Here is a 26,169-nt window from a genome sequence, read left to right as displayed (position 1 = left end):
CCATCGCACGCTGATCTACGCCGCGCCATATGCACAAAAATGCTGAGCGAAAGATCTTCTAAAGCTCTTGTAGACGACATCCATCAAGAAAAATTGAAGTCGTAACCGACGAGATCCTCGCTATCGCAGCCTAATTCCAAGTGACTCAGGATACCCCAGCATCAACTAACAGAGTAAGAGCCTATCCGAAAACCATCGGAAACCGCGGCTAGCGCCAGAGCGGCTAATTGTTTCCCGATAGGCTCTTAACAAAAAATTCATAATTATTACAAGTCTTCTTCTCGTGGACTGATCTCAATCGGGAAGTCAGGCGAAATATCCAATACTCCTGTGGTTCTCCTAAGCGATGGAATATCCTTTTCAGATGCAACTCCAGTGATGCATGATATTTCAGCAAGGACTTCCTTGACTTGAAAGCCTCGTTGTGAAAGCGCTCTTGCTACACTGGCAACGTCAACTTGATGATCAACGGAAACTAGCCAAGGCTGGTGATTTGTCATATACAGCTCCAATTTGAATATCCAAACCACCCATCATATCGCTTCTATTTGGCTCGAACAACAAATGTTATGGAGGCGAGACCACAAGACCTGCCCCAACTCTATTTGAAGGGTGCGGCAGCCTTTGTGCAGAACTCTGAAGCCGTTGCCAAAGAGTCATACCTCTCAGGCGTGCACTTGACTGCGCCCAAAGAGCGGCACAGCCAGCGACGTGTGGTGTCGCCATACTTGTCCCGCTTATTGTTCGGTAAACGGTTGGACGTGGCCACGATGAAAAAACATCTCGACCTGGAGCTGCAATTTCTATCTTTCCAAAATTTGAGAAATTTGAAGGCGCGAGGTTGGTATCCAGCGATGCAACGGACATTATTGTAGGTGAATTCGCGGGTGCCGCTGTGCTGGAACTCGCGTTGCCTGCTGCCGCTACAATCAGGAGGCCGTTTCGCAATGCTGCTGCGCCAGCATTAGTATAGGTAGCTTGCACCGGGCTTTGGCTTCCTAACGACATTGAGATTATCTCACATCTTTGCGAAATCGCCCAATTCATACCCGCAAGCACTCCCGCACCTGTCCCGTTTCCGGAATTCGAAAGGACTTTCCCAGCAAAAATTCTCGAACCAAAAGCAATTCCATAGCGAGGAGTGCTCCCCGAAGGGGCCTTTGGTCCACATGCAGTGCCAATACAGTGAGTACCATGTCCATTTAGGTCTTGAACCGGTTGGCCAACAAAAGAGCTTGACACAATCGACCGACCGACAAAGTCCGGATGCCCTAAGTCCATTCCGGTGTCGAGAACTGCAACCTTAATCCCAGAGCCACTTTTGCCGCTTGCTGGTACCCTGCATCGCATAAGGCCCCAAGTTGCTCCAAGAACTTCAGCCTCTGGCTCTTCTTCGAGTGCTTCCTTACCCGCAATATCATGAGCAATCGTCTTTGCCGCACTTAAAAAACCCCTCAAGTATTCGGCGTTTTGGGTGAAGACAAAATACTCTGGCTCAACAAAGTCAACCGAGGAATCGGACTGTTCGACAGCCTCGTTACTAAGACCGGCTGTCAACATCGCTTCAGCTGTCAACAGTGCTACTCCGATTTCAGGGAATACTAGTGCTTGCGCGTCGCCAACCGAATCGAACTGCACGGCCTGCCCTTCATAGTCCCTTGCATTCGCGATTCGCAATTTCTTTGACGAAAGACCTTTTATGCCAGCCTCTTCCATCCCTCCCTTGTATGAAACAAGAAATCTACCCGTTTCAAATGATGTGCTACCCCTTTCCAACGCAGCCAAGAGCAATTCATCAGGAGTCGAGGTTAATGACAATCCGATTGCTGCTTCAAGCCTAGATGACTGGTTTTGTTGTGATCCCCGATAGGATTTCTTTGCCATGATATTTCCTCTTTGACCTATTGTTTGGTCGACTTAATTTAGAACTACACGAACCGTGCCGAGGCTCTCTGACTGTTTACTCGCCAGTTATTGTGAATTGTGCTATTGCAATAACAGTCCTCACCGTCTTTTCCCGTTCGAGCTTGAAAAAGGCCTCGTCTCAGGACATGATATGAGTCAACTTTAGCTTTCGCGGATTCGCGATGACCCCTTCTATGGTGCTGCTAACGTCCTTTTTGACGAAAGAAGACCAAGTAGAAAATCTTGTAAACCTCTAGCGAACTCTGAAGATGCACTACCACCCAATGAACTGAAATGATGAGATACAGTCGTTAGGAATGTTAGCAGCCTCCACCCAACGGTATTGACCAGGACCAAGATCCCAGTGGGGTCCTTCATAGTGCCAGTGCAAATAAAACCTCCATCGACCTGAATAAATTACGAGTGAGGAGATTTTGTCATTCCACCATCCGCCAACGTAGTACCAGTTTAATGAAGTGACTTCGTTGTGGCCTCCAAAGTCGATATGCTCATAAATTTGAAGCTGCGGAATAGTCAGGGCGTTTGGCGGACGCTCCGCAACTGTAACTTTCGGATGAATGTCAGGCTTTACTGCATTTCCCACGATTTCGAATGGGCTAGACTCAAGCTTGCTCAAATCGGGCACGCAACCATTTGCTGCAGCCAACCGCCACGGGGGTAATTCAAGACTCATCGCATTCTCCAATTTCAAGATCGTTTTCGACAAAGATGCTTCACCACCGAAAGTGAAACTGCACACAGTCACAACGAGGGATGGTCACAAAACGTGCGCAAGAAAGTGGATGTTTCTCTTTGTCTGCGTCTAACCACTTATTGCATTGCTATGGATGATCAGAGTTTATTACGACGATGTACGTGCTATACAAAAGGACTTTAATTCTAGGAGTCAAACTATTTTCCAGTAGATCGCAGCGAACAGATACTCAGCTACCGCGAGGCGATGCAATGGGATTATGCTTGACAATTGAATTGCGGGATCCGATGGCCGAAGCGTTGTCTTAAGAATCAAGCCCTATTTTTTCGGCGCTTGGACCGATGGTTTTCGAGCTCGTCTGGGATTGATGCGTCGCACTCGAATACTGGCTCCAGTAGTCCTATACCGCAAAGTTCGAGCGAGACTTTTCCATGAGAATCTAATCGATCCAATCGAATAACTCCGCGAGGCAGACTAATTCCGGTTAAATGGCCGGAATTCTGAGGTCGGTGTCTGTTCCTCCCTCGATGCCCGTATCGCCAGCTTCCGAGGCCTGTCGCAATGGCAACACAGTAATCGTCCGAATGGATAGGATCAACCGAAAATCCGGGGCGTAACGTTATAAACCCCCTACTAAGGACCGTTCCGCCACGTTGCTGTAGCTGGTAATCACAGACCGTTATAATGGCCTGACCTACCTCTGTGAGATTTTTTAACGTCGGAGGACCAACTGGACATGTACAGTCTTCATCCTCTCCGCACGCCTCGAAATGCTCCCACCCCTGCGCCGTCATGATCCAAACACAGCCGCCATCAATACAAAACAACTTCTTATTCAAATTAGGATCAATGGACGTCGCAGTCTTCTTTTTTGCCATGCTTTCATTCTCACTATTGAGGAAGGGAATTACAAACAACACGAAAGCCCAAAACGGAGGAGCTTTTATTCGGCGGTTTTTTGTTCGTGAATGCTCCTCGATGTTCACCCGGTATAGGCATCATGCTTCCACCCATCAAATACAATTCGCTTATCGCATTATTCGTGCTACTTGGGTGGCAAGCCTCGGATACATTTCCTACGGTATCAAACAATCCAAATCCATTTGGCGGGAAGAGCATCGTTGGTGCCATCCGCGGCTGTCCGTTGACATTTCCGTAACGCGGAAGTGCAAAATCATCGTCACCGAAGAAATAGCCCAGTTTACTCGCGGCCAAGTTTGCAATCCTCCATTCATCCACGGTTGGAAGTCGAAATCCATTCGCCGTAAAGTCAGTAACAATATCTTCGTTCGTAACGGTTTCGGAACTCGAGCTCGAATAGCAACGGTCTAGAGCATAGCGATCACTGAGATGGTTACAAAAATCGGCAATCGCTGCGGCATCAACATATCGAACCGCGTCTTCAAGTGAGTGTTCGCCTGGAAATCTCGATAATAACAAATCCTTATGGCTCGGTTTATGGCTCCAGAACTGGCGATTCGTGATTTCCCCGGACGAAATGAGGAATCCGGTTGAATTCGAATCTGACGTAACGAGTTGAATCATCGTCAATCCATCTTGAAGTTCAAGCCATTCTCGTCCGTTTGACCGTTCGGCAGGAATCGTTGGCAAATCAGCCCCTCGTCTTCGCAATGCCCAATTTGAAGTCGTTTGAACAACGGCCGATGAATGCGACAGATATAGTGTAGAAAGGGTATTCGCAATTTGAGAATTCTCTAGAGAGGACGTCGTTTTCCATTTGCCTAGCACCTGAACTATTACTGCAAGCCCCTGAGGAGGGGGGGCTAAATCGATGGCGGAAATCAAATCACGAAGCCGCCCATGAAATTCGGGCCACTCTTCCAAAAGCTGAGTTCGATCGGTTGGATCCGAGTCCAACTGGGACATTTGAATAACGCCGCCAAGGTCACCCATGTGCGCGAGAATGATCGCGAATCTTGCTAAAAGTCTAAGATCGGTATTACTTGACTTGCCTGACTCTTCGCGAAACATTTCTCGTAATCGTCCAATTGCCGCCTCCCTATCGTACTTCAAGGCGTCAATCAGATTGGTGGCTTCGTCTGTTGGGCACGCCGGAACAAGCCGTACCAGTTCCTCAACTTCGGATTTTCCTAGGGCAGCGAGGGCAAGTGATGAACGTAGTCGAGTTCTCGGTTCGTCAGATCTACTGAAATTAACTAGCTCGGTTTGGACCCGTACTGCGAAGGGCTTAATCTCATCAAGAGCATTAGGAACCCCCTCTGGCTGGCAAGTCAACAAAGTAGACAAAGCCAGTCTTTCTCGTGTGACGCGCTCGTGTGTGAGTCGTTGTTGAAAGTAGACACCTGCGATTCCGCACGCCAAAGTAGTCACCAGACCAGCTAACACAAATGCCATCAGTTGCTTGCGGCGTCGAGCCATCTGAAAGAGTAATTCGGTCTTCGAGTGACTCCTTGAATGAATGGCTTCTCCTTTGGCGAAACGCTCAAGCTCTTCGGCCAATTCTCTCGCCGTGGAAAAGCGATTCGAGGGCTCGTGTTCGAGTGCTTTCTCGCAAACAATTGCCAAGTCCCGAGGCACATCGGGCCGAACTTCGGTAAGCTTTTTCCGCTTTCCGACCGCAAGTTTTGCCAAATGCTCGGAAGGGGAGGTTGCATCGATTGGATTAGTCCCTGAAAGCAGCTCAAAAAGAATTACGCCAATCGAGTACACGTCCGAAGCTACCGATACAGGATTAGGCAACAGTTTCGCCTGTTCCGGTGACATGTAAGCGATCGTCCCAGTCGTTGAGGTCTCCGTAGACACATCTATCCCGATCGCCATTGCTAGGCCGAAATCTGCCACCTGCACCTTCCCGCTCAAGCTTACCAAGACATTAGCGGGTTTGAGATCGCGATGAATAATACCGGCCGTATGTGCAAAATGAACGGCCCAAGCGATGCTTGAAACAATTTTTGCATGTTCAACGAACGTCAACTCAACAAAGCTACACCATTCGCGAAGAGTCACTCCATCAACTAGTTCCAGTACTATGTAGGGCGTAGAAGAAGAATCATCTATACTCGCTTCGAGTACACCTACGATCCCCTCATGATTCAGTTTTGCAACTCGTTTAGCCTCTCGTAGGAATTCATTTGCGGTAACTGAATCAAGCTCGATACGGGGGACCTTTATCGCTACATCTCGATCCAAAGTTGGATCGTGAGCCCTCCAAACCGTTGAGTAGCTACCTCGTCCGAGCTCACTTTCCAAAACGAATCTTCCGAGGCGATTAGACGAGGAGCTGACCATTCATTCACCAAATCGAGCTATTGGGAGGAAAGGAATCTTGCCATATCTCCGAGGTAGTCGCGAAGCTTTTCGAGAGCGTTTCGGTGAAGACCGCGGGCCGCTCCTGCCGTCGTGTTCAAAGCTACGGCAATTTCTTCGAACTGCAACTTCTCATGATACCTCAATTGGATGACACGCTGGTGATTTTCCGCAAGCTTCAGAACGGCTAACGCGAGAAGTTGTCGATTTTCCTCAGCGGAAACTAACCCCGACGGGGTAAGTTCCCCGCTGTCGAGAAGTTGCTGGGCGATGTCACTGCTCCCACTCGCGAACAGAGACGTCGACGCATCCTTTTTGCGAATCAACGAGATCGCTACATTGCTGGCAATTTTCTTGAGCCATGCAAGCAACATAACATCATTCTGAAAATCGGCTGTGCTGTACCCAGCAACAGCTCGAATGAATGTCTCCTGCAGGATGTCGTCCAATGAAAATCTGGCGAGCAGTGCTGGAGCAAGTGTCGACTCCAAATGCTTTCGGAGTGGGGCAAGCATTCGCAAGACTTCTTGTTCATTCAATGTCAAACTGTTCATCGAGTGCAAATTCAAACAGAGGACTTTCAACCTCGAACGAGCCAAAATCTACTCTCGAAGTCCAGAATGGATTGTAATTGAAGGCGGATGGAAATTGTCGCGACTTGCTTTTAGTGTCGAAGTCTTTGGCTGAATCCTGCCCCGTTGCCCGATGCAACAACTACTCGACGTCAGCAAGCAGCTTGCAAACTGAACCCACCAATGAAAATGGGCACTAGAACAGAGTGAACCGTGAACCGATAAGAGGACAAGAACGTGCCGTTTTTGCCAAGAGAGAATTAAGTCGAATCGCAGGTGATTTGGCCACCGAATTTCGCCTCCTCCCGGGTGAATTCAATTTGCTCGATAGCGGGTCAAAATCAACTGCTCGTTGACACTTCTTAGCGATTGTTTATTTGCAAGTCGTGTTTTAATATCCATGAATCGATCCACCATGATTATAGGAACGAAGACCTCCAATCAAAGTTGCCTGAAACCAAATCAGGCGACCTAGGAAGCCGTGGTAAGCTGGGCGGTCTGGGTCGCCCTAGCTGCTGCGCAGCAGCTAGGGCGTATTCCTTTCCAAATCCCAGCTAGGTGGGTCAATTCCTACTTGCTCGTTACTGGGTCATTTCTTTCTGCTCGCTGACATTGCCTCCGAAGTAGTCCGGAAACCGGAATTCTTTCGCGAACTCTGCAAACAAGCTGACCACTGTTCACATGGAGCTACCAGAGAGAAAAACAACGGTCACATCGAACGGTTCGAAGCTCTTAGAAACCATCTCGGCGGATATCTCAGTGCCCCAACAGTGAACGAACGGTCCGTTCTTTGAAAGATAAAGCTCATGTCTACATCTCCGTAAACGTCTTGAAGTGATCGCATGTCCAATACGCTTTGCCATCGCTCCCAACCACTACCCACTCTGCTCCACGGTTTACCCCCTTCACATAACTGTTGACGTCGAACTCCTAGAACGTGACTGATTTGCCATCCAGAGTTGTCTTAGGTAGAATCTGACTGCTACCTCGAACGTCATTCGAAAACCTCTGACCACGTTTGAATCCAGAGGATGGTTTGCGGGTTGTTCGAATCGTGTTTAGAGTGTCAATCGCATGTTGCGTTGCAGGCGGCGTGATGCCTCGTGATTGACCTGAGTATTCTGGTGACGTGTTGCGTCCAGATCCAACCACGTATGGCACTCTACTACTTGGGGCATGGCTTCAACTATCAATTACATGATCGTCCCCGTTGCAACGCACTTGCCACCTTCGTAAAGTTCAAATTTTCGACCTTTGTGGAGTGTTTCTGCGGGCGCTTCTGGCACCAAAAAGCGAATATTGGCCACCCAGTCGTAGTTGTTGTTTGTCGCTTCAATTTTGACTACGACTAGCGACCATGCAATCTTCGGCGGCCATGGTTCTTCTATGAATCGGATTACCGGTGCATAGAGCGAGGTGCTCTCGCCTGTCGGTGGTGCTCGCCTTCCGCCTTCTTCGAATGTCTTCCAATGGAGCTTCGCTTGCATCATTTCACTCTCCAGGATTCCGAGGGACAACGCCACCTAAGTCTTCGCAATGTATGTATCTCGCCGGCCCGCGGCCATCCATGTTTTCATGCTGATACAAGGATTTCGGTTTGGTTGGAACATCCGCTTCGATTATTCGATACTTACCTGGACCATGTAGCGCCTCACCATGCAGTTTCGCGCCCTCCAAAGAATCTGCAAACCACTTCCCTTCCATCTCACCGTACTTTGGTCGTAAGCTACCGTTCTTCATCGCGTCCAAATATTCAGCTTCACTTACTGCACGATAGACCCGGGTTTGCCCTTGCGGCACTGTTCTAACTGGGGCAGCCGGTATGAATGGATACTGGCCGACCGGCGTTCTTGGTGGAAAAGGTATGGGGACGCCTCGCCTTGGCGGGAGCGCTGCACCTCCGCGACCGGCTGAAAGCAAATTTATCGATGCCTCTTGCAAAGCATATATCATTTGCCAACGTTCAATCTGCCTCTGATGGGCTTCTTCTCGCAGCCTCCGATCGATATGCCATTGGGTCTCAGGACCCATCTCACAGTAACCGCTCTCAGAATAAGGTCTCGAAAACTTGGAATTCTTTTCTTGTGCCTGAATCCAATCTAACAATGACGGCCGATTCCGACCATTGTACCAAGTATTCTCCACCCATTCTCCAAACGCATTTTTCACGTAGGGAGAATGTTGATTGGGCAAAGAAATTGGATGTAAAGGCTCTTGCAGCCCCGAAGGATCATTGGCGTAACTTGGATGATTCCCCACATACCGATACAGATTCGCATCCCCTGCGGCGAAGCCGATGGGGTCTTGGCTGAGCCAGCGGCCGGTTTGCGGATCGTACCAGCGAGCTCGGTTGTACTGCATTCCAATGTCGGAATCCCAGTCGCGACCGGTGTAGCCAAATATGCTGTCAACCGCTGCGGCGTCCGTGCTCGATATCGCGGTACCCGAGGAGTTGTAGTCCACCTCCCGAATCAGCCTGCCGAAGCTATCAAAAACGTTGTGTTCGCGTACGACGCCGTTATTGTCGAGCAAGTCCCGTACACTCCCTAAATGGTCTGTGAGAGCCCAGAGGGTCGTGCCCGCTGTGCCTGACGCGGTGGTTGCATCGACCTCCATCCCTGTCCCAGAAGCGTATTGCTCGTCGGAGAGCAATTGGTCTACCGATTCAGCCCACAGATAACGATTAGCAAGTCGGAGCTTTTGGCCTGTCCCTGCACCGTCGGTATCGACCCAACGCTGGACTTCTTGGCCATCGGCCCAAGTGTACACTTCGTAACGATCCCAGGTCCCATTGCCATCGGTGTCCACTCGCTTCGCGGTTCGCTGGTCGAAGGCGTCATAGGTGTACTCCACCTGCTTAAGCGTTGCGCCCGAAGCGGAGACTTTATCGGTCACGGTCGCTAATCGATTGCGATAGTCCCAGGTGTAATCGGTTACAGTGCTATCGCTAATCTTGGTACGTCGGGTAACGTTTCCTTCGTTATCGTAGGTGTAATTGTAGGTTCCATCGGTCTGCAGCCGGTTGTGCGTGCCGCTTGCTGATTGCGAAGCACCTCCAGATGACTTGCGGTTCCCGTTCTCATCCAGATTGTACGATTCAGCCGTTGGGGAAAACGGCATCGAAAGTCCGCTAATCGCGGACGTTGTCGCTGCCGTCAACTGGTCGATGATATCGTAAGTGAAATTGGTCACAAACCCATCGGCTCGCGATGCCAAGCTGGTGATCCGATTGTCCGCATCGTAGTTCAAGAAGTAGGCTGCGAACGTTCCTGTCGATGGCAAGCTCGAGGTACCGTCCCAGTTGACTCCTGCCCCCAGTTCGGTTTTCGAATGCGTAATGCTCTTAAGCCTGCCTGCCGAATCAAAGGAATGGCGTGTATGGGCTTCCAGATTGGCAGATGAGTTGGTCGTATCGGAGTAACGACGAACATCGGTGATCTGGGAAGCCAGATTGAATGCCGTTGTGACATGCTTGGCCGCAACCGAATTCCCTCCGCTGACTTGCGATTGCGTGGCAGAGGTCCTGCGATTCAGGTAGTCATAGGTGTAGGTATTGGCGAAGTCTTTGATCCCACCGGTGATATCGGTACCCGATAGAGCTCCACCGATGATGGATGCGAGTTTGGTCTGGTTGCCGACATTGTCATAATCACGATCGAACGCAAACGACTTGCCAAGCAGGTAGGAGCTTCCGGATTGGACTTCCCCCTGCAGTTGGCTACGGGAATCGTAGCCAAAGGAAAAGTCGAGTGCGAGAGAGTCGGAATCGCTGATTGCCGTAAGGCGATCGATGGAATCGTAGGTGTAACCGAGAGTACGCGTCCCACCCCAGGACTCATTGGTGAGTCGGTTTCGGTTGTCGTACGTATAGGTCGTTACACGGCTATTGCGGTCGGTCAAAGTAGCAAGGTTTCCGTTGGCATCATACGAGAAAGAACGGTCCGTTCCCTTGTTCTCCGTAACGAGCTGTTGGAGCTTGTTATAAGTATAACTGGTCGTATTGTTCAGAGGATCCACGACGCTCGTCACATTTCCGAAAACATCGAAGTTCGTGGAGGTGACAGCGCCCAGGGCATCTATCGAAGAGGTGTTTCTGAACAATGGATTCAAGCAGCAGCATTTGCATCTTCTTGCCCCCATTTTTTGCCAATGGTTCATGTCTTTCCGGTCGTCGATCGCCCAAAGTATGCCGAAGGCATAGCAGATTGTAGCCGGCGGTTGAGCGCAAGCGACACCGCCGGTTCGTTCCGTATTGGATTTTGCATCCAGAACGGATGCCAGCCGCTGCATCTCGGTAGCCGAATCATCGTCCCAGACAAGACAAGATAATGACAAAAGGTTGAACGATGCGTTAACCCTTCTTTGGCAGATTGGTGATGATGTCCTTCCAGACCTTATCAATCTTACTGCCATTATTTGAACTCGGTGGTGTACGAACCGCGGAGGGCGCGGAGGATCGCGGAGTGGAAACCGAGGCGCATTTGACAATGTTTGCCTTCCAACGCGTTGGCTGAATGCTCGCCTCCTCTCGCGTTCGATTCTCTTCTTTGCGCCGTGGCGCCGTAGCGAGAAATTCTTCACTGGCCTGGATCCGAAGAGAGTGGCGCGCCACGGCGCCAAGCTCGCCAGGGATTGAGTTGGAACACTGAGGAGGAACGTTGGGGGATGGAGAGTCTAGCCTCATAGATTCGGCTGAAGGTTACCCCGTAACGAGTTCCCGAATCGGTCTCGTTACGCCAAATGGCAGCCTTCACCTTGCCGAGTCTAATCTCGTGAACCGGTTTGTCGTTTTGTGCCATAGTGCACCTCGCTTTCTTGTTAAAAACGGGACAATCAACCGTTCACGCACCGTTGTTCTCTCAATCGAAATTCTGCGAGAAATTTGATTCTTAAGATAGGCGTCGTCGAATTGAAGATTATGAAGCCAACTGATCAAGACTACTTGAGACTCGAGCAAACCACGTGAAACCCGTTCGGCTCGCGGTGGGTCACTCCCTACTTGCTCGTTACTGGGTCAAAACTATTTGCTCGCTGACACCGTGGACGCATCCTGCAAAGCACTTCGGATAGCATGGTGCCATCGGGTCTTCAGTTCTAACGTTCTCAACAACGCAGGCCGTCAATCGCGCTTCGAGCATCATTCATTAGAAAGTTCTCTGAGGTTCAGCCGGATCGATGCGTTACTCCTTCGGTTGAGGCGACTATCCGGCGGGGTCATAATCGAATCATTGAGAACGTGCTTTTTGATTCTTTCCGAGAGTGCCACATTGTGTCAACTAATTTATCGATTCTAACCGAGTAACCTGAGCCCAATCCTCGTTTGCTTTCGCAGATTGCCCAATCTTTTCGTATGCACTCGCGCGTTGGTAGAATGCATATGGCTCGTTGGGTGAAATCGCGATCGCGATAGAGTAATACTCGATTGCTTGATCAGGATTCGATTCAAGTAATGCATCGCCCACGCCAAGCAACGCAAACTCGTTCTCTTTTTCAATCGCGAGCGCTGAGTGGAAGTATCGTATTGCTTCTTCGATGTTTTCTTCAAGCATCGCGATTCTTCCTTGACCCACACGGCAATCAACATTCTGAGCGAAAAGTATTTGAGCTTGTTCATAAGTTCTCTTCGCTTCTTCGAGCTTTCCCTCGTCAACTAGTCGTTCCGCTATGTCGCACATCGCATATGAACCAAGCAAAAATCTTTGCTCTAATTTCTTGGCAAGCGTCTCGGATACCTCCCGAAGTTGATTGAGGTAAAGAACAGCATCACTGTTTCTGCCTAATGAAGCTAAGCACTCTGAAAGCGAGTAGATCGCTTCTGGATTTGCCACGTCCATTTCCAGTACTTTCCGCCAAAGAATGATTGCCATTGCCGCAGGCTCTTTTCGGGCAGTCTCGATCAACTCTTGTATTTGATTCATCGTACTTTAAAACACCGTCTGTTCGCACCATTCGCCCCAGTGAACACCATCGCGATCAATATATCCTTCGCGAATACTATAGCCCGAACCGAACTGAATTGCAGGCAGAGTATTACGTTCCGTTCCGGGAATAAACCGAGGAGACAGTCCAAAAATGCCTGGAATGTACTCGCCATATGCATCGTGATACATCTTTTTGTATCTGCGGAAATCAGCTTGAGACAACACGACTTCCTCGCCCTCGCGAGCACCGCTTACATATTTGGCTCTCGGAGAGTAGAGCCAGTTACCGGAAGTAACGACGAAAGCAGACTCCTCCATGCTGTCGTAGAATACCGCAACGTGGTTATTCACTTCCGTGTATTTTTCTCCAGTTATCTCCGAAAGATCTCGCAATGTCATATAAACAGTCAAGGCTCCGAAGACACCGTTGACTGAACGATGTGCCGCCCGTGGCCCTGCTGCAGAACCTTTATGCGCAACAGCGCCTTGTTTGTACCCAGGCTTTGATTCCACCAATTCCATAATCTTGGAATTCTCGCAACCGGCATGATTCCAAGTATACCCTGATGGTTTCTGCCAATTCGGATCCTTCATCAGCTTACGCATCTCTGCATCAGCCGCATCGGAGTCTGCGCGTTTACCTAATACGCCGGAATTGTTACCGTCGAAGTAGCCCGGCTTCCACCGTAGTGCCATGATTCGGGAAAACCACCAACTGCAATATGGTTGTCCGCGTATCGAATTTGAGATTTTGCTACTCCGGCTGCCCTGTTCTGAGGTGTATCGGCGAACTCAAACACGCCATTTCCTGCCGTTCCGGAAATCCACTGCCCCCTAACGGCACTTGGTACCCTAGGTTTCTTTGGCCTATCCTTCTCCTTTAAGCCACTCGGATCGGTACGATTCGTGGGTGAGTTCCCCACATATCGATACAGATTCGCATCCCCAGCGGCGAAGTCGATGGGGTCTTGGCTGAATAACACCAATCCTTCGCAACTATTTTCAATCCACTGCGGTATCTCGATGCGCTCTAACGACTTAGTGATGCTCACCCCGGCGCAGAATTCTGTTTCGGCCTCGCGTGCGCGCGAGTGCAGTTTTAGAGACGCACTTGATCCGCTCCAGATGAGGGTTTCAGGGTAGCTCGATGCAGTCGTAGACATAGCTGCCAGTATAACCGCTGGGCGCGGCTGATGCAGCTCGCGAAGCCAGAGATGGCAAAGAGCCCAAAGAACTTTTTCTTTTTAGCGGCTCGGCTGTCCCCGTTCAGGCCTGCGGCCTGAACATAGCTGCTAACGCTTAGCAGCTAAAAGAAGAAAGATGTTTGAGGTACGAGCGTGCGCGAACTTGAGAGCGTGATTTAGAGTTCAGCAGCTACGTATCGCTTCGCGATTCTCGTTCGCTTGGCGGTTCCGGTTCGCTTAGAAGTTCCGATTCCGATGAAGGTGGTTCGTCCCTTGCTGATGCTTCGGGTTGCGATGAACGAGGTTTCGTTGTGTCGCCTTCGGCTTCTGCTTCATCGTCAGGCTTGGGGTTATCCGCTGGGTGCGTCATGCCGTGGATTTGTTGAAGCTTATCGATGCCTTCCTTGCTCGTCCTAAGATCGAACAGCTTATGGCCGCTTCCTAGCTTCGAACTCAATCGGTTCAGGCTTTTCTCGCATGGCCACCGCGTCCGGGCTTTCCGTTGCATTCGAGGCTCAATCCGCTCCGTTGCGTTCCTTCGCTCCATTCCGAGTTTTCGTTCGTTCCTCACTACAACTCTCCGTTCCGCTACGTCTCTTCACTGCGCCAAGTGTGAAGCCTCGAATTCCACTACAAGCCCTTCCGCTACCGTTTCTGGCCCTTTTGACTGTTTATTCCTTGCGGTAGTTCAAGCCGTGTTCTTTGAGGCGACGAGCAAGCAAGCCTCCAAGTCGAATGGTTCAAGCCGTATGGCTGTCGATCAAGTCCACTAAGCTTCACCGCTTCCGGCTATCGCGGGCGCTACTGGTAACGGTTCGAACTGTTCTATCAAGGCTACGCCGCTTGGCGCTTTGAAGCCGTAACGATTCCGACTGAACTCATGAGGCAATGAGCCATGACGCTTCCAAGTCGAACGCTTCAGGCCGTCTTATCAAGGCGACGAGCCAATGCGCTTCGACGTCGAATGCTTCCAACCTCACTCGCAAGGTAACGGGCCGATGCGCTTCGAGCGGCGGGCCTGCCGGTGGTTCCAACTGCCTTCTGCGGGTGGACTGCGCTTATGCCGTACTGCGGGGATGTTTTCTATCGTTCGAGCTTGGTTTGCATTGGAGAATTGGTCCGATGCTTTGAACGCGGTTGGCTTCGATCCCCGCAGAACGTCAACGCTTCGCCACCGCCTTGCAACAGGGCTGGCACTTCACCGCTACGGGCTTTGGTCGCTTAGGCTCCCAATGCCCTCCGCGACCGCCCTCAAAAAATCGGTATTCGGAATCCATTCCTCATCTGTCTTGTAGCGGGCTTCCATGCCCTGGCTTCGGCTGCGCACGGTCCTACGGGCATCGTGCCCTTCGGACCCGCGGGGGATGAATCGTCACCGCCGGTTATCTCACATTGGGACATTTACTGGTTCGTTACGTTCGCTTCCTTCGATGGAACTCGATCGGTGCGCAAGCGGCGGCAACTCATCATCCTCGCTCGTGCTCCGCCTCCGCTGGGCGGGACTCGCTTCGCTCGGTCGGACACGCCGCGAACGCCGCTACTCTTTTCTGTTGGAGACTGCCTTGGCTGGTTCACTGAATTCTGATTCCTGAAGCCTGGTACCTGATTCGCCGTTTCGTGTTCGCGTCGTATCCGACTGGCATCCTTGCCATCCCGCCCGTCTTCAGCTCGACGTCCATGTCTCGCTATCTCAGTTCTCATCTTCTCTGGCCGGTGCAATTGTCCCAAGCGATTCCAACCGGGAACACTTCTAACCGAACCGGCTTGCATCAACAGCCAATTCACTTCAAGCGGGGGACGCATCCTGCTAAGACATGGGGACGACATCGTGTCGTCCCTCTTCAGTTCAAACCGCCTCGACAACGCAACGCATCAATGCACTTCGAGCATCACACGTTGGAACATCTACAGAGGTTCCGCCGGACTTGCAACGTTGCTGCTTTGGCCATGTTCACTTTCCGGCGGGTTTACCAGCGAGGTAACGTGTTTCATCCGCTTGACTTTGAGCTTGTTCGCCAAGAATGAAATCACAACGACAACGGCTACATGAGTGATAACGAAAAGTACAACGGCCCCTGTAAAGATTTGCGGTCCATTGCGGTTTTTGCTGTGCAGCTCATTAAACGGTTCCGCGACGAATGACGCTAAGACCGCGCCGATGATCGAGACTGTAATTCCCACAATGAATGACCGAAAAAAGAAGAATCGAACTGGAATTTCAGCAACCATTGCAAGCCATACGATGCACATCCATATCCGAAAGAGTTCTCCAATTTGCAATCCACTAAGCGCTTTTCCAATCGGGATCAATATGCCAACCAGTAAACCGATACACATCAATCGAACAATCGATTGATGTGTATCAGCGTTAATTCTCGGTGAGGTGGACATAGTTGGAATCCATTTACTTAGGGAGAGAGATGGTTTAACCCTTCCCAGTCACCGCAATTCGGATCAACTCCACGTTTGAAATTACGATGATCATAGAATGGCGGTGCCCAAACCTTGTCTCTCGACTTCTCGCTAATTGGGCCTCCAGAATCAAACTTGTACGCTCCCCCCATAGGCTTTGCGTCATGGATGTAGATGCGGACCCCAGTTTTTTCGTCGGTTTCCCAGAAACCATCATCTACATAAACTTCCGTTTTTCCATCCGCAGAGGTAATCTTAAGCCAGTAATGAACCTTGAGGTCATCCGTGATCGATGATTGAACTTTGGCTTTGAAATGATCTCCCGAGCTTTCGTGCATAAACGCATCGTGGAAAGCCCAAGCCCATTCGTAACAGAAGATTCGCTTACTTCGTTCGTCCGGTCCAAAAAGAGGTATCTTCGGGAATCGCCACCATCCCGAATTTTGATTGAAGGTATTTGCAATCGCGCGTCCGACCCGGTCTCCCTCACTCTTTCCCTCTGCCGATGTAGCCATCGCTGACAGTCGACGTGCTAACGCGTCAGGGTCAATACCGCCACGAAACACGCCATCATTTCGAGCAAAGCTTCCAGCTGGAACCCCATGTCCATGGGCACCAAGTGCAATACCTCCCATTGCTCGATTACGTCCCAATTCACGACGAATGCGTTCCATCTCCTCTGGAGTAGGCAGAGCTGTTGGCTCCTGCAACCCGGTCGGATCCGTTGCCATGGTAGGTTTGTTGCCCACATACCGATACAGATTCGCATCCCCTGCGGCGAAGCCGATGGGGTCTTGGCTGAGCCAGCGGCCGGTTTGCGGATCGTACCAGCGAGCTCGGTTGTACTGCATTCCAATGTCGGAATCCCAGTTGCGACCTGTGTAGCCAAATATACTGTCCACCGCTGCTGCGTCCGTACTCGATATCGCGGTACCAGAGGAGTTGTAGTCCACCTCCCGAATCAGCCTGCCGAAGCTATCAAAAACGTTGTGCTCGCGTACGACGCCGTTATTGTCGAGCAAGTCCCGCACACTTCCTAAATGGTCTGTGAGAGCCCAGAGGGTCGTGCCCGCTGTGCCTGACGCGGTGGTTGCATCGACCTCCATCCCTGTCCCAGAAGCGTACTGCTCGTCGGAGAGCAGTTGGTCGACCGATTCAGCCCACAGATAGCGATTAGCAAGTCGGAGCTTTTGACCTGTCCCTGCGCCGTCGGAATCGACCCAGCGCTGGACTTCTTGGCCATCGGCCCAAGTGTACACTTCGTAACGATCCCATGTCCCATTGCCATCGATGTCCACTCGCTTCGCGGTTCGCTGGTCGAAGGCGTCATAGGTGTACTCCACCTGCTTAAGCGTTGCGCCGGAAGCCGAAACTTTGTCGGTCACGGTCGCTAATCGATTGCGATAGTCCCAGGTGTAATCGGTTACGGTATTGTCGCTAATCTTGGTCCGTCGGGTAACGTTTCCTTCGTTATCGTAGGTGTAATTGTAGGTTCCATCGGTCTGAAGCCGGTTGTGCGTACCGCTTGCTGATTGCGAAGCACCTCCAGAAGATTTGCGGTTACCGTTCTCATCCAGATTGTACGATTCAGCCGTCGGGGAAAACGGCATCGAAAGTCCGCTAATCGCGGACGTTGTCGCTGCCGTCAACTGGTCGATGATATCGTAAGTGAAATTGGTCACAAACCCATCGGCTCGCGATGCCAAGCTGGTGATCCGATTGTCCGCATCATAGCTCAAGAAGTAGGCTGCGAACGTTCCTGTCGATGGCAAGCTCGAGGTACCGTCCCAGTTGACTCCTGCCCCCAGTTCGGTCTTCGAATGCGTAATGCTCTTGAGCCTCCCTGCCGAATCAAAGGAATGACGTGTATGGGCTTCCAGATTGGCAGACGAGTTGGTCGTATCGGAGTAACGGCGAACATCGGTGATCTGGGAAGCCAGATTGAATGCCGTTGTGACATGCTTGGCCGCAACCGAGTTCCCTCCGCTGGCTTGCGATTGCGTGGCAGAGGTCCTGCGATTCAGGTAGTCGTAGGTGTAAGTGTTGGCGAAGTCTTTGATCCCACCGGTGATATCGGTACCCGAAAGAGCTCCACCGATGATGGATGCGAGTTTCGTCTGGTTGCCGACATTGTCATAATCACGGTCGAACGCGAACGACTTGCCAAGCAGGTAGGAGCTTCCGGATTGGACTTCCCCCTGCAGTTGGCTGCGGGAATCGTACGCAAAGGAAAAGTCGAGTGCGAGAGAGTCGGAATCGCTGATTGCCGTAAGGCGATCGATAGAATCGTAGGTGTAACCGAGAGTACGCGTCCCACCCCAGGACTCGTTGGTGAGTCGGTTTCGGTTGTCGTACGTATAGGTCGTTACACGGCTATTTCGGTCGGTCAAAGTAGCAAGGTTTCCGTTGGCATCATACGAGAAAGAACGGTCCGTTCCCTTGTTCTCCGTTACGAGCTGTTGGAGCTTGTTGTAAGTATAGCTGGTCGTATTGTTCAGAGGGTCCACGACGCTCGTCACATTTCCGAAAACATCAAAGTTCGTGGAGGTGACAGCGCCCAGGGCATCTATCGAAGAGGTGTTTCGGAACCAGGAATCGTACGTGAACAGATTCCAATTCCCTAGCGGTTCGTTCACCGCATCGGTGCTTGCCATGACGTTGCCTACGGAGTCTCGCAGTACTTTGGAATAAGCACTCACAAGCGATCCAGTTCCGTCGGGATCGGGTGAAACAACCGATTGGATTCTTCCGCCCGCATCGTACTGATAGGTCGTCGTTCGGCTCAACGGGTCAACTGCCGTTGAAAGCAAGCTATCGACTGCATAGGTCCAGTTGGAGACAGGTCGAGTCCCGCCGGATGTCGCGGCTGGAGCGGTGACGGAAGTCAATCGCCCTTGTCGATCGTAAGCGTAATCGGTGACTTGACCGAATCCATCGGTAGTGGATTTCAGTAATCCGTCTTTCCAGTAACTAACCGACTGGGTGCTCACACCGCTACCAGAAACGCGAACGGTTCTCCCGAGCATGTCGGATTCTGCGAAGGTCTTGATCCCAAGAGGATCGTTCGATTTCGTGATCCAACCTTTGGCACTCTCAAAGTATTCGATTGCCGTATCCAAGGTGGAGCCGGAAGTCGTTGGATGCGGTGTTCCGATCGAAGTGACGCGGTTCAAATCATCGTAAGTGAACTTGGTGAGATTGTTGAGACCGTCGCGGGAGGCAACGACATTTCCTAAATTGTCGTACTCCACTCGAGAGACAATACCACCCGACTCCAACTGCTCTCCGGTTTTGGAGGTATAGCCAGATCCCGGTGCAGGAGTGACTGACTTGACCGGTCGGTTTAGCAAGTCGTATTCGGTTTTAAAGACTCTTGAATCGCTACCATTGTTCGAAATGGTTTCGGTGATGGTGTTCGCCGTTCCAAAATAGGAAACTTCGCTCACAAGGCCCCGATAGGACGAATTGGACGCCGGTGTGTTGACGATCCGCGAATTCGCTGCGGCGTATGCTTCCAAAATCGAGGTGGTAATCGGCGAGGTCGAAGATGGTTTGGTGCTCGTTAGGCCAACGGTCGAGCTTGAGTAGGTTAAGTGCCATTCCAAGTCCGGTCGTTGGGTAACCGTGCTAGTCTGCCTCCCCATCGCATCATACGTGTAACTGGTGATCAACGCCGTGACGTAGAGTTTGGTCCCCTCCACTCGAGAGTTGATCAATTCCGAAGCAATAAGGTTATCGTGGCTATCGTAGTCGTAGCGAGTGAGAACAGGTAGAAGCGAACCGGTCCCATCTGGATCCGGCGACATGGTCGCAATCAACCGGTCGCGATTATCATGCCAGAACTTCGTAACTCGCCCTGCGGGGTCGGTCACCGAGCTTATATTCCCTCGGTTGTCATAGGTAAAGGAGGTTACTGCATTGACGCTATCTCCTGTTTCCGTAATCGACGAGACTCGAGCGTGGCGCGCTGGATCCGAGGGGGTATTGATATACTGATAGGTGGTTACTCGCGTGCCGGAGGTTCTTCCCGTCTGGACGGTTTCTGTCGCGACAAGCCCCTTCGGGAGACCAGACGTGGTTACGTAGGTAATATCGACTTGCTGGATCGTGTCTGCCGAAGTTGATGCAGTGGGAGGCGCGTAAGGTGTTCCTCCAGAGTTGACTACGTTGATATAGGCAATGACATAGTCGGCATCGGCGTTGGTCACCAAACCATTGCCATCCACGTCTAAATAAGGTGGAGCGGCGGAACTGGCTGCGGCGGGTGCCTCACCGTTGGAGTTGACATAGTTCACGATCGCGAGTGCATCGATGGGACTCACAAAGGTGTCCCCATTAACATCCACGGTCAGCGATGCGTTTTGCCAATTCGCGGTGGATGCTTTTTGTTCCCATCGTCTTTGTGTGACCAATCCGGTTGCGGAGTCGATCACTTGATAGACTTTGTTACCAAGTTCATCCGTGTAGGATGTCATGGCATCGTAGGTATCATTCCATGTGTAAGCGGTGGCGCTCACCAATGGACTATCGACCGAGGTTGGGTTGTTGTTGGAATAAGAAATGGTGGTAGTTTGCCGGGTGCGCGGACCGTTGGTCGTTGCTGTCTTATCCGGATCAGGTGAAATGGTCGTAAGAACTTCGCCCCAATCGTTGCTGGTAACATTCCCGTAAACATCACGGGTCGTTGTGGAGCGAACGTATTCGGTGCTTCGATCAAGAGGAAACCAGGGAGGAGCTAATCGAATGCAAGATCTTTTCGAATCCCCCTTGGGTATCGTATTGCCTGTTTGTTCGATCGAACGCGGTTTCCGTGCGGTGCAAATAAGGGAGACTTGCAATGATGCGAGTAATGACAGCAGACCATTGTTCATCTGTTTACCCCCCGCAAGCAATCAAACATCCCTTTTCCAAGATGCCATCCAGTTCCCCGAACCCATAGCAAGCTTTTCGCAAGAGCCCTCTTGTCCAATCGATGCGCTCGCAGACTACTTGCGAATGTTCACACCGCATTGGCCCAGTCCCGAGCAATTACCACCCAAGTCTCTGCCAAGCAGTGCCGAGCGATCTGCGAGAGCAAATGCGACAACCAATGGTTTCTTTCCAAGCACTGCTAGCTTGGCAAGTAGTTGCAGGAACTGGGTGGAGGACGAAGTGAGGGAGCGTCTGAGATCAAACGCATCGCATGGAACGGAATGGGGAGCGATGAGCACAAACTGGTCCATCGACCACGGCTACTTCTTCCGTTGGCTTTACCCCAACTCTAAGTGCATTGTCATCTTAGATGGCCCCGAAGCGGCGTTGGCACGCTGGAGGGAGCAATCGTGTGGCGGAGACTCAACGGAGTCTTGCACTCGTGCCTTTCTATCATCCTGGACGGCGTGGGTTATTGATACTTGGAAGCGAGCGAAGCCGATCGATGCGTTAGTGCTTGTATGGAGCGAGCTATCGCACCCGAAGAGCAAGGAAAGGTTACAACGATTGACACCTTGCGAATTCCGAAGGGAGCTTATCGAAGAGTCCATTGCTGGGGCGATTCGAGAATCCTTCTCGCACCTTGTTCCCAAAGATCTTGAGCTTATTGCACAAGCATTTCAGAAGCTGACGGGTCCGGTTCGTAGCGAATTGTTTCCAACGTCGACAACGCCTAGTCCAAGGGTAGCCTATCGGTACTCGTTGGGGGTGGGTGCGAAAGCATCGCTTAAACCAGAGTCGGTATCTTCGCCAATTTCCACGCGTGATCGTCGCGGAAAGTGCGTAATTCTAGTCCCTCACCTCCATTCGATTGAACCAGAATGCGAACAATCACTGCGGCAGCTAGAAGAACGAGGCTATGTTGTGAGAAGGCTTGGAGGGATTCCTGCGGTGGATTTGGCCAGAAACATCTTAGCAACCCAAGCGCTGCGGGATGGATTCGAGGAACTGATGTGGATTGATGATGACATGTCCTTTCATCCCGATGCGGTGGACCAGATTCGTTCGTGGGGTTTGCCACTGGTCGGGGGAATCGTTGCCAAAAAAGGTCAGCGTAGCTTCGCGACGATTTTTCACCGCCGAACGAAACGAATCCATCTTGGAGTGGACGGTGGTCTCCTGGATGTGGACAAGACGGGAACCGGTTTTCTGCTGACGCATCGGGATGTTTATGACGCCATAGCACGACACTATGAATTGACGGAGTGTCGTACCATGGGAGGTGAAAACGTGATTCCGTTCTTCTTACCCGAAATAGTCCCAACCGAGGATGGGAATTGGTACATGGCGGAAGACTACGCGTTCGTCGAGCGAGCCAAGAATTGTGGTTTTGCGACTCTCGTGGATACGTCGATTCGCCTTGGCCATATCGGAAAGTATTCCTTCACCTGGGAAGATGTGGGAATGGATCGTAAGCAGTTTTCTAGCTTTAGCCTCGACCTATGATCTCTTTGTCTATGCACTTCCCGAAACTCGATAGCTCCGCTGATCCTAGACACTCACTCCATGAATCTTTCTGAACCCGACTCTGAATTGATTGGTAGCGACCGAGTCGGCCATAACAATCTTGAATGCCTGGAAACATTGGTTCAAATCAAAACCGACGTTCTAGAATTCGATTCGAGCCAGCCAGTTCTGATTCTCGCTACAGGGGTGGAATCGGGAGCACGCGAGCTCGTGGCTTGCCTCAGCAGTTCCATTTCGTTTTGGGAGGAACCTTATGGTCCAAGAGATTTCCTCGGGCCAATCTGGAAGACAGTTTGCTCCCATGTTCGGTCTCATGGATCGAAAGGTGTCTCGCGAAAGGATGCGACGCGACTACGCACGCGCTTGCAAAGGTTTTTGGTTCAACTCTTTACGCCTTCCGTAGCACATCCGAACGACGCTCGCTGGGGAATTTCCGAATGGCGCTGGTCTGTAACCGATGCGAGACTCCTCAATTGGATTTTTCCAAAGTTGAAAGCGGTAGCATTACTGAGATCTCCAATCGATTCCTACGAAGCCTACTTTCGAAGTGGCGTGATGGTTGAACGGTCGGGTGGTAGTGCACTTACGGTAAGTGCATTCGCTAAGCACTGGCAGCGGCAAGCAAACGATTTTGCAACACCCCCGGCGGGGCTGGGGCTTCGAACGCTTCGTTTTGAGAGTCTTAATGAGATCGAAACACTCCATGATCTGAAGGATTATCTCGAAGTAGATACGCTAAATCCGTTGCCCTCAGCCGACTCAAAGCAAAACCAGAGCCAACGAAAAGTCCCAACCTCCCATCTTCGTATCCTTGACCAGTACACTGGTGCTCCATCGCGAAACTGGGGGTTCGAACCCGCTAATATTCCCAGAATCGAGCTGCCAACTAGCATTGAGGGTTGGGAGAAGCTTTGCACACCTTTGTTCTCGACCGATGTTCGTGAAGATAGAAGGTCCGTTGCGTTCATTCGCATGATGGGAATGCAAGGTCCTCAATTTGAGTCATCTCTTCGTAGCCTTGAGTTGGCTGGTATTCGGGTACGGCGACTAACAGGAGCCTCTGCTATCGATACTGGACGTAGCTCTTCGGTCTGCCAAGCGTTAGAGGACGGGTTTGAGCATATTTTTTGGATCGATTCAAACCTGTCATTTGAACTTTCCGATGTCGAAAAGCTTCAATCCTTGCAACGGCCAATCGTTGGAGGCCTATTGAATAGTAGCAGTTCGAGTCCGTTTGATTTCGAACCCATGGAACAGCAGTCGAACTCACTCGACGCTGCTACGCGTTGCCCGATACAAGTCAGGAGAACGAGTTGTAGCTTTCTTTATACCCACCGCATCGCTTTCGATACGTTAGCTCCGACCAACGAACTCGCGTTATGTAATCAGAAAACTGCCAATGGGCTCGGCTTCATCCCCTACTTCAAACCGATGATTGTCGATGGCCATCCCAACCCACTGTATTTGGCCGATGATTTCGCCTTTACTGAGCGAGCGTTTCAAGCCGGGATCCCAATCTTCATCCATGCCGACGTCCGCCCTGGGCGATACGAGTTCATGCTCCGCCCCTTCGGAGCATAAGCTTCACGAAGGTCTCACATCATTTGTGTGCAATACGGGAAGATTTCATGGCAAGTTGCGAGTATCGGCGTCCATTGAACAGAACCACAAATTGGGCATTTACGATTTCCTTTAGGCGTTAATTACCGATCCGGACAATCTTCGCCTTAAAATTCAGATTGCGACTCTTTCGCGAGCAGACTGTGAACGCGGGCAGTTTCCACAAGTGCATCGAATCCTGCATTCCAGCCCTCGATCCCTTCGAATCGGTGTATGTATCCTCGAATGCAAAGTCGATGTTGCGGATGGCGGAGATAGCTGAAAACAACAGGTAAGAATGACGTGTAGATTTTATGCGTAGAACGGCAAAGTTGGTACCGCTCCAATAGGAGCGCAAGAATGGCGATAGTGACTGGCCGGTGAATAGGAAGATCCCCTAAGTTGAGCTTGGACACCCGTAGAAGCTCGCGCCCGACCTGGTATTTGGAGAGATCAATCAGGTCAATCTTTTTACAGATTTGAACGTCGTTGTACCCCCCGTCGACAAAAGCTGATTGGAACTCAGGGGGGATTCGCGGTGGAAAGGTTTGCATAAGCAGTTGGTGTATGGAAAAAGTAATGGTGCCTAGTGAAGCGCAAGTAGCTCTGCGGGGACGCAACTACCCAGGAATAGCTAGGTCGAAAGGGTCGAAGTCTCATCTTCGGGCAGCAGGTGGAAGGTTTCCCCTCCCCTGCTGCGCCCTGTTTTTCCGAGGGATATTTTGGATTGCGGCCGTCCATCAAGGTTGACTTAATTCAGGTCGCACACTCTGCCGAATGCTGAATGGCAGTTATTGACCCAAATAAGAAACGCGCCGAGTCCACGGCTTCGGAGAAAGGCGATCTTCTCCTCGATATCATGCAGAACGAGCTGCAAATCACCGCAACCGTTCGTCTTGTGGATGATGACGGTCGTAACAGACGAATCCTTCGCCTCGGCTCGGAGTGCGATCGCTGGAGCAACATCCCAGCAAAGCTCGCAACGATGTCGAGCTTTTTTAGGAGTGAATGACCAGGTCATCACCGCCTCGTGCAAAACGGAATTCACGAACTCGGTATCTTTCTCTCCGTAAACCGGGCGATCTTCAACGCAGTTCAAACGATTCATTGCATCTACGCTAGCGAAACCATCACAGTTAGGCATAGCCGTCCCGAATCCTTGCGGTTGCGCGGCCTTGTTTTGAGAATCTCTCACGATCTCATCGGGTGGCCCATTCCCTAGGAGGGTGCTGGCCGACTGGCCTTCCGCGTCCGGCGAAGTAGTTAATAGCTGACGACGCATGCGAACCAACCTTTCTATCCAAGTAGTAAAAAAAGGATTTCAATCGCTCGTGATCTGGGCGTTGGGTCGCTGCCGATGCTTCGAGGGAACTACCCTTTTCGCACGGCGTATCGCCTGTGGCTGCGACCTCTCAGTGTTTTAGTGACGTGGCGAAGTGTTTTTTGCAAAGGAAAGAGGAGTTTTTTGCAATTCATCTCCCTTTCCGGCGAGCCTCCCATTATTCCGATTCGCTTTGAGCCCCTTGTTCGGCGGAAAGCGAGACCTCTTCCTCTTGGAGATAGCGTGGTAGCCATACCACGAAGGCATCCACCAAATTGCTTCGAAGGAAGGAAAGCGTCTCCTCCAACTGAGGAAAGAAACACTCCGATGCTCCGCAGGCAGGAAACCGATAAAGAACGCCGGTCGACGGAGTTGGGCTTTCGAAACAGTGACGTACCGCGATGGCGGGGCTTGCTTCCCAGCAATCTGGGCACGACTCGTGAGCCGGGCTAGGGTTCGAGATCAACCTGCTTGCCTTTGAAAACGTATTACGAAGCAATTCGTAGTCGCTCAGCGAGTAGACTCTACGAAACTGGATGGCGGGCAGCTCATCCAGAAGTTCAAATAGTGCTTCGGTTTCACCCTCGGTGACACGGAGAAAGCGATGCTCAGTCGCTGCATTATTCTCTGCGAGGGTAACAGGCCAGACGGTGCTCTCGGTAAGCACGGAAACGATGAGCCTCCGTTTTCGCAATTCGCATTGCCGTGCCATATCTTCAGCCGCCGTGGTCATAATCGGTTTCCTCGTGATGTGGGGGAAGGTGCTGAAACCCATCAACACCGAGCAATTCTCAGCAAGTCGAGCCGCTCACAA

At 51.2% G+C, this 26,169-nt stretch carries 18 protein-coding genes; 2 read left to right on the top strand and 16 right to left on the bottom strand.

The genetic code is table 11. From position 1 onward, the window contains the following. Nucleotides 1–266: 266 nt before the first annotated feature. The 14 genes from SH467x_RS17630 to SH467x_RS17565 all read right to left on the bottom strand — a co-directional run bounded on the left by SH467x_RS17630 (nt 267) and on the right by SH467x_RS17565 (nt 21,219). A complete protein-coding gene (locus tag SH467x_RS17630; protein ID WP_482368413.1) occupies nt 267–500 on the bottom strand; it encodes a hypothetical protein in 234 nt (77 codons plus the stop codon). Between the two features lie 67 nt (nt 501–567). Then, nucleotides 568–1,884 carry a S8 family serine peptidase gene (locus SH467x_RS17625; RefSeq protein WP_482368412.1) on the bottom strand — a complete coding sequence of 439 codons (1,317 nt, stop codon included), beginning with the start codon at nt 1,882–1,884 and terminating at the stop codon, nt 568–570. 295 nt (nt 1,885–2,179) lie between these two features. Then, on the bottom strand, nt 2,180–2,599 hold the full coding sequence (locus SH467x_RS17620) for a beta/gamma crystallin-related protein (protein WP_482368411.1): 420 nt from the start codon (nt 2,597–2,599) through the stop codon (nt 2,180–2,182). Between the two features lie 912 nt (nt 2,600–3,511). Then, nucleotides 3,512–5,890 carry a bifunctional serine/threonine-protein kinase/formylglycine-generating enzyme family protein gene (locus tag SH467x_RS17615; RefSeq protein WP_482368410.1) on the bottom strand — a complete coding sequence of 793 codons (2,379 nt, stop codon included), beginning with the start codon at nt 5,888–5,890 and terminating at the stop codon, nt 3,512–3,514. A 17-nt stretch (nt 5,891–5,907) separates the two neighbouring features. Next, nucleotides 5,908–6,462: an RNA polymerase sigma factor gene (locus SH467x_RS17610; RefSeq protein ID WP_482368409.1), complete on the bottom strand. Its 555-nt coding sequence runs from the start codon at nt 6,460–6,462 to the stop codon at nt 5,908–5,910. Between the two features lie 1,211 nt (nt 6,463–7,673). Continuing rightward, nucleotides 7,674–7,970, bottom strand: coding sequence for a hypothetical protein (locus SH467x_RS17605; protein WP_482368408.1), 297 nt, complete (start codon nt 7,968–7,970; stop codon nt 7,674–7,676). Nucleotide 7,971: 1 nt separating this feature from the next. After that, nucleotides 7,972–10,815, bottom strand: a complete 2,844-nt coding sequence (locus SH467x_RS17600; protein WP_482368407.1) for an RHS repeat domain-containing protein — start codon at nt 10,813–10,815, stop codon at nt 7,972–7,974. A 242-nt stretch (nt 10,816–11,057) separates the two neighbouring features. Next, nucleotides 11,058–11,279 (bottom strand): hypothetical protein, encoded by a 222-nt coding sequence (locus SH467x_RS17595; RefSeq protein WP_482368406.1) that lies wholly within the window; start codon nt 11,277–11,279, stop codon nt 11,058–11,060. Between the two features lie 477 nt (nt 11,280–11,756). Beyond that, nucleotides 11,757–12,398 carry a tetratricopeptide repeat protein gene (locus tag SH467x_RS17590; protein ID WP_482368405.1) on the bottom strand — a complete coding sequence of 214 codons (642 nt, stop codon included), beginning with the start codon at nt 12,396–12,398 and terminating at the stop codon, nt 11,757–11,759. A gap of 6 nt (nt 12,399–12,404) precedes the next feature. Beyond that, nucleotides 12,405–13,097, bottom strand: a complete 693-nt coding sequence (locus SH467x_RS17585) for an HNH endonuclease family protein (RefSeq protein WP_482368404.1) — start codon at nt 13,095–13,097, stop codon at nt 12,405–12,407. Nucleotides 13,098–13,775: 678 nt separating this feature from the next. Then, entirely contained in the window at nt 13,776–14,093 is a 318-nt protein-coding gene (locus SH467x_RS17580) for a hypothetical protein (protein ID WP_482368403.1), read from the bottom strand. Between the two features lie 1,397 nt (nt 14,094–15,490). Then, entirely contained in the window at nt 15,491–15,925 is a 435-nt protein-coding gene (locus tag SH467x_RS17575) for a hypothetical protein (protein WP_482368402.1), read from the bottom strand. A 68-nt stretch (nt 15,926–15,993) separates the two neighbouring features. Next, nucleotides 15,994–20,868 carry an RHS repeat-associated core domain-containing protein gene (locus SH467x_RS17570; RefSeq protein ID WP_482368401.1) on the bottom strand — a complete coding sequence of 1,625 codons (4,875 nt, stop codon included), beginning with the start codon at nt 20,866–20,868 and terminating at the stop codon, nt 15,994–15,996. A gap of 114 nt (nt 20,869–20,982) precedes the next feature. Beyond that, the gene (locus SH467x_RS17565; protein ID WP_482368400.1) at nt 20,983–21,219 is read right to left on the bottom strand and encodes a hypothetical protein; all 237 of its coding nucleotides are present in this window, start codon (nt 21,217–21,219) and stop codon (nt 20,983–20,985) included. Between SH467x_RS17565 and SH467x_RS17560 the strand changes: the two genes are divergently transcribed. Together SH467x_RS17560 and SH467x_RS17555 are read left to right on the top strand one after the other, a co-directional pair. Continuing rightward, nucleotides 21,200–22,414 (top strand): hypothetical protein, encoded by a 1,215-nt coding sequence (locus SH467x_RS17560; protein WP_482368399.1) that lies wholly within the window; start codon nt 21,200–21,202, stop codon nt 22,412–22,414. The genes SH467x_RS17565 and SH467x_RS17560 overlap by 20 nt on opposite strands. A gap of 60 nt (nt 22,415–22,474) precedes the next feature. Further along, nucleotides 22,475–24,016: a hypothetical protein gene (locus tag SH467x_RS17555; RefSeq protein WP_482368398.1), complete on the top strand. Its 1,542-nt coding sequence runs from the start codon at nt 22,475–22,477 to the stop codon at nt 24,014–24,016. Nucleotides 24,017–24,785: 769 nt separating this feature from the next. On the opposite strand, the gene SH467x_RS17550 is transcribed toward SH467x_RS17555, so the two are convergent. Both SH467x_RS17550 and SH467x_RS17545 read right to left on the bottom strand, forming a co-directional pair. After that, nucleotides 24,786–25,316: a hypothetical protein gene (locus SH467x_RS17550; protein ID WP_482368397.1), complete on the bottom strand. Its 531-nt coding sequence runs from the start codon at nt 25,314–25,316 to the stop codon at nt 24,786–24,788. 217 nt (nt 25,317–25,533) lie between these two features. Continuing rightward, nucleotides 25,534–26,088 carry a hypothetical protein gene (locus SH467x_RS17545; RefSeq protein ID WP_482368396.1) on the bottom strand — a complete coding sequence of 185 codons (555 nt, stop codon included), beginning with the start codon at nt 26,086–26,088 and terminating at the stop codon, nt 25,534–25,536. Nucleotides 26,089–26,169: the final 81 nt, after the last annotated feature.

This window comes from Brakhagea slesvicensis (assembly GCF_052161625.1).
In the GTDB taxonomy this organism is placed as follows: Bacteria; Planctomycetota; Planctomycetia; order Pirellulales; family Pirellulaceae; genus JBKCUI01.
This window is presented reverse-complemented; position numbering and strand designations above follow the sequence as displayed.

Excerpts from the sequence above, each read along its gene's own strand:
- SH467x_RS17620 (WP_482368411.1), bottom strand. The coding sequence starts at position 2,599 with ATGAGTCTTGAATTACCCCCGTGGCGGTTGGCTGCAGCAAATGGTTGC.
- SH467x_RS17565 (WP_482368400.1), bottom strand. The coding sequence starts at position 21,219 with ATGGACCAGTTTGTGCTCATCGCTCCCCATTCCGTTCCATGCGATGCG.
- SH467x_RS17580 (WP_482368403.1), bottom strand. The coding sequence starts at position 14,093 with ATGCAACGGAAAGCCCGGACGCGGTGGCCATGCGAGAAAAGCCTGAAC.
- SH467x_RS17615 (WP_482368410.1), bottom strand. The coding sequence starts at position 5,890 with ATGGTCAGCTCCTCGTCTAATCGCCTCGGAAGATTCGTTTTGGAAAGT.
- SH467x_RS17550 (WP_482368397.1), bottom strand. The coding sequence starts at position 25,316 with ATGCGTCGTCAGCTATTAACTACTTCGCCGGACGCGGAAGGCCAGTCG.
- SH467x_RS17625 (WP_482368412.1), bottom strand. The coding sequence starts at position 1,884 with ATGGCAAAGAAATCCTATCGGGGATCACAACAAAACCAGTCATCTAGG.
- SH467x_RS17570 (WP_482368401.1), bottom strand. The coding sequence starts at position 20,868 with ATGAACAATGGTCTGCTGTCATTACTCGCATCATTGCAAGTCTCCCTT.
- SH467x_RS17560 (WP_482368399.1), top strand. The coding sequence starts at position 21,200 with ATGAGCACAAACTGGTCCATCGACCACGGCTACTTCTTCCGTTGGCTT.
- SH467x_RS17630 (WP_482368413.1), bottom strand. The coding sequence starts at position 500 with ATGACAAATCACCAGCCTTGGCTAGTTTCCGTTGATCATCAAGTTGAC.
- SH467x_RS17595 (WP_482368406.1), bottom strand. The coding sequence starts at position 11,279 with ATGGCACAAAACGACAAACCGGTTCACGAGATTAGACTCGGCAAGGTG.
- SH467x_RS17545 (WP_482368396.1), bottom strand. The coding sequence starts at position 26,088 with ATGACCACGGCGGCTGAAGATATGGCACGGCAATGCGAATTGCGAAAA.
- SH467x_RS17610 (WP_482368409.1), bottom strand. The coding sequence starts at position 6,462 with ATGAACAGTTTGACATTGAATGAACAAGAAGTCTTGCGAATGCTTGCC.
- SH467x_RS17605 (WP_482368408.1), bottom strand. The coding sequence starts at position 7,970 with ATGATGCAAGCGAAGCTCCATTGGAAGACATTCGAAGAAGGCGGAAGG.
- SH467x_RS17590 (WP_482368405.1), bottom strand. The coding sequence starts at position 12,398 with ATGAATCAAATACAAGAGTTGATCGAGACTGCCCGAAAAGAGCCTGCG.
- SH467x_RS17555 (WP_482368398.1), top strand. The coding sequence starts at position 22,475 with ATGAATCTTTCTGAACCCGACTCTGAATTGATTGGTAGCGACCGAGTC.
- SH467x_RS17585 (WP_482368404.1), bottom strand. The coding sequence starts at position 13,097 with ATGGCACTACGGTGGAAGCCGGGCTACTTCGACGGTAACAATTCCGGC.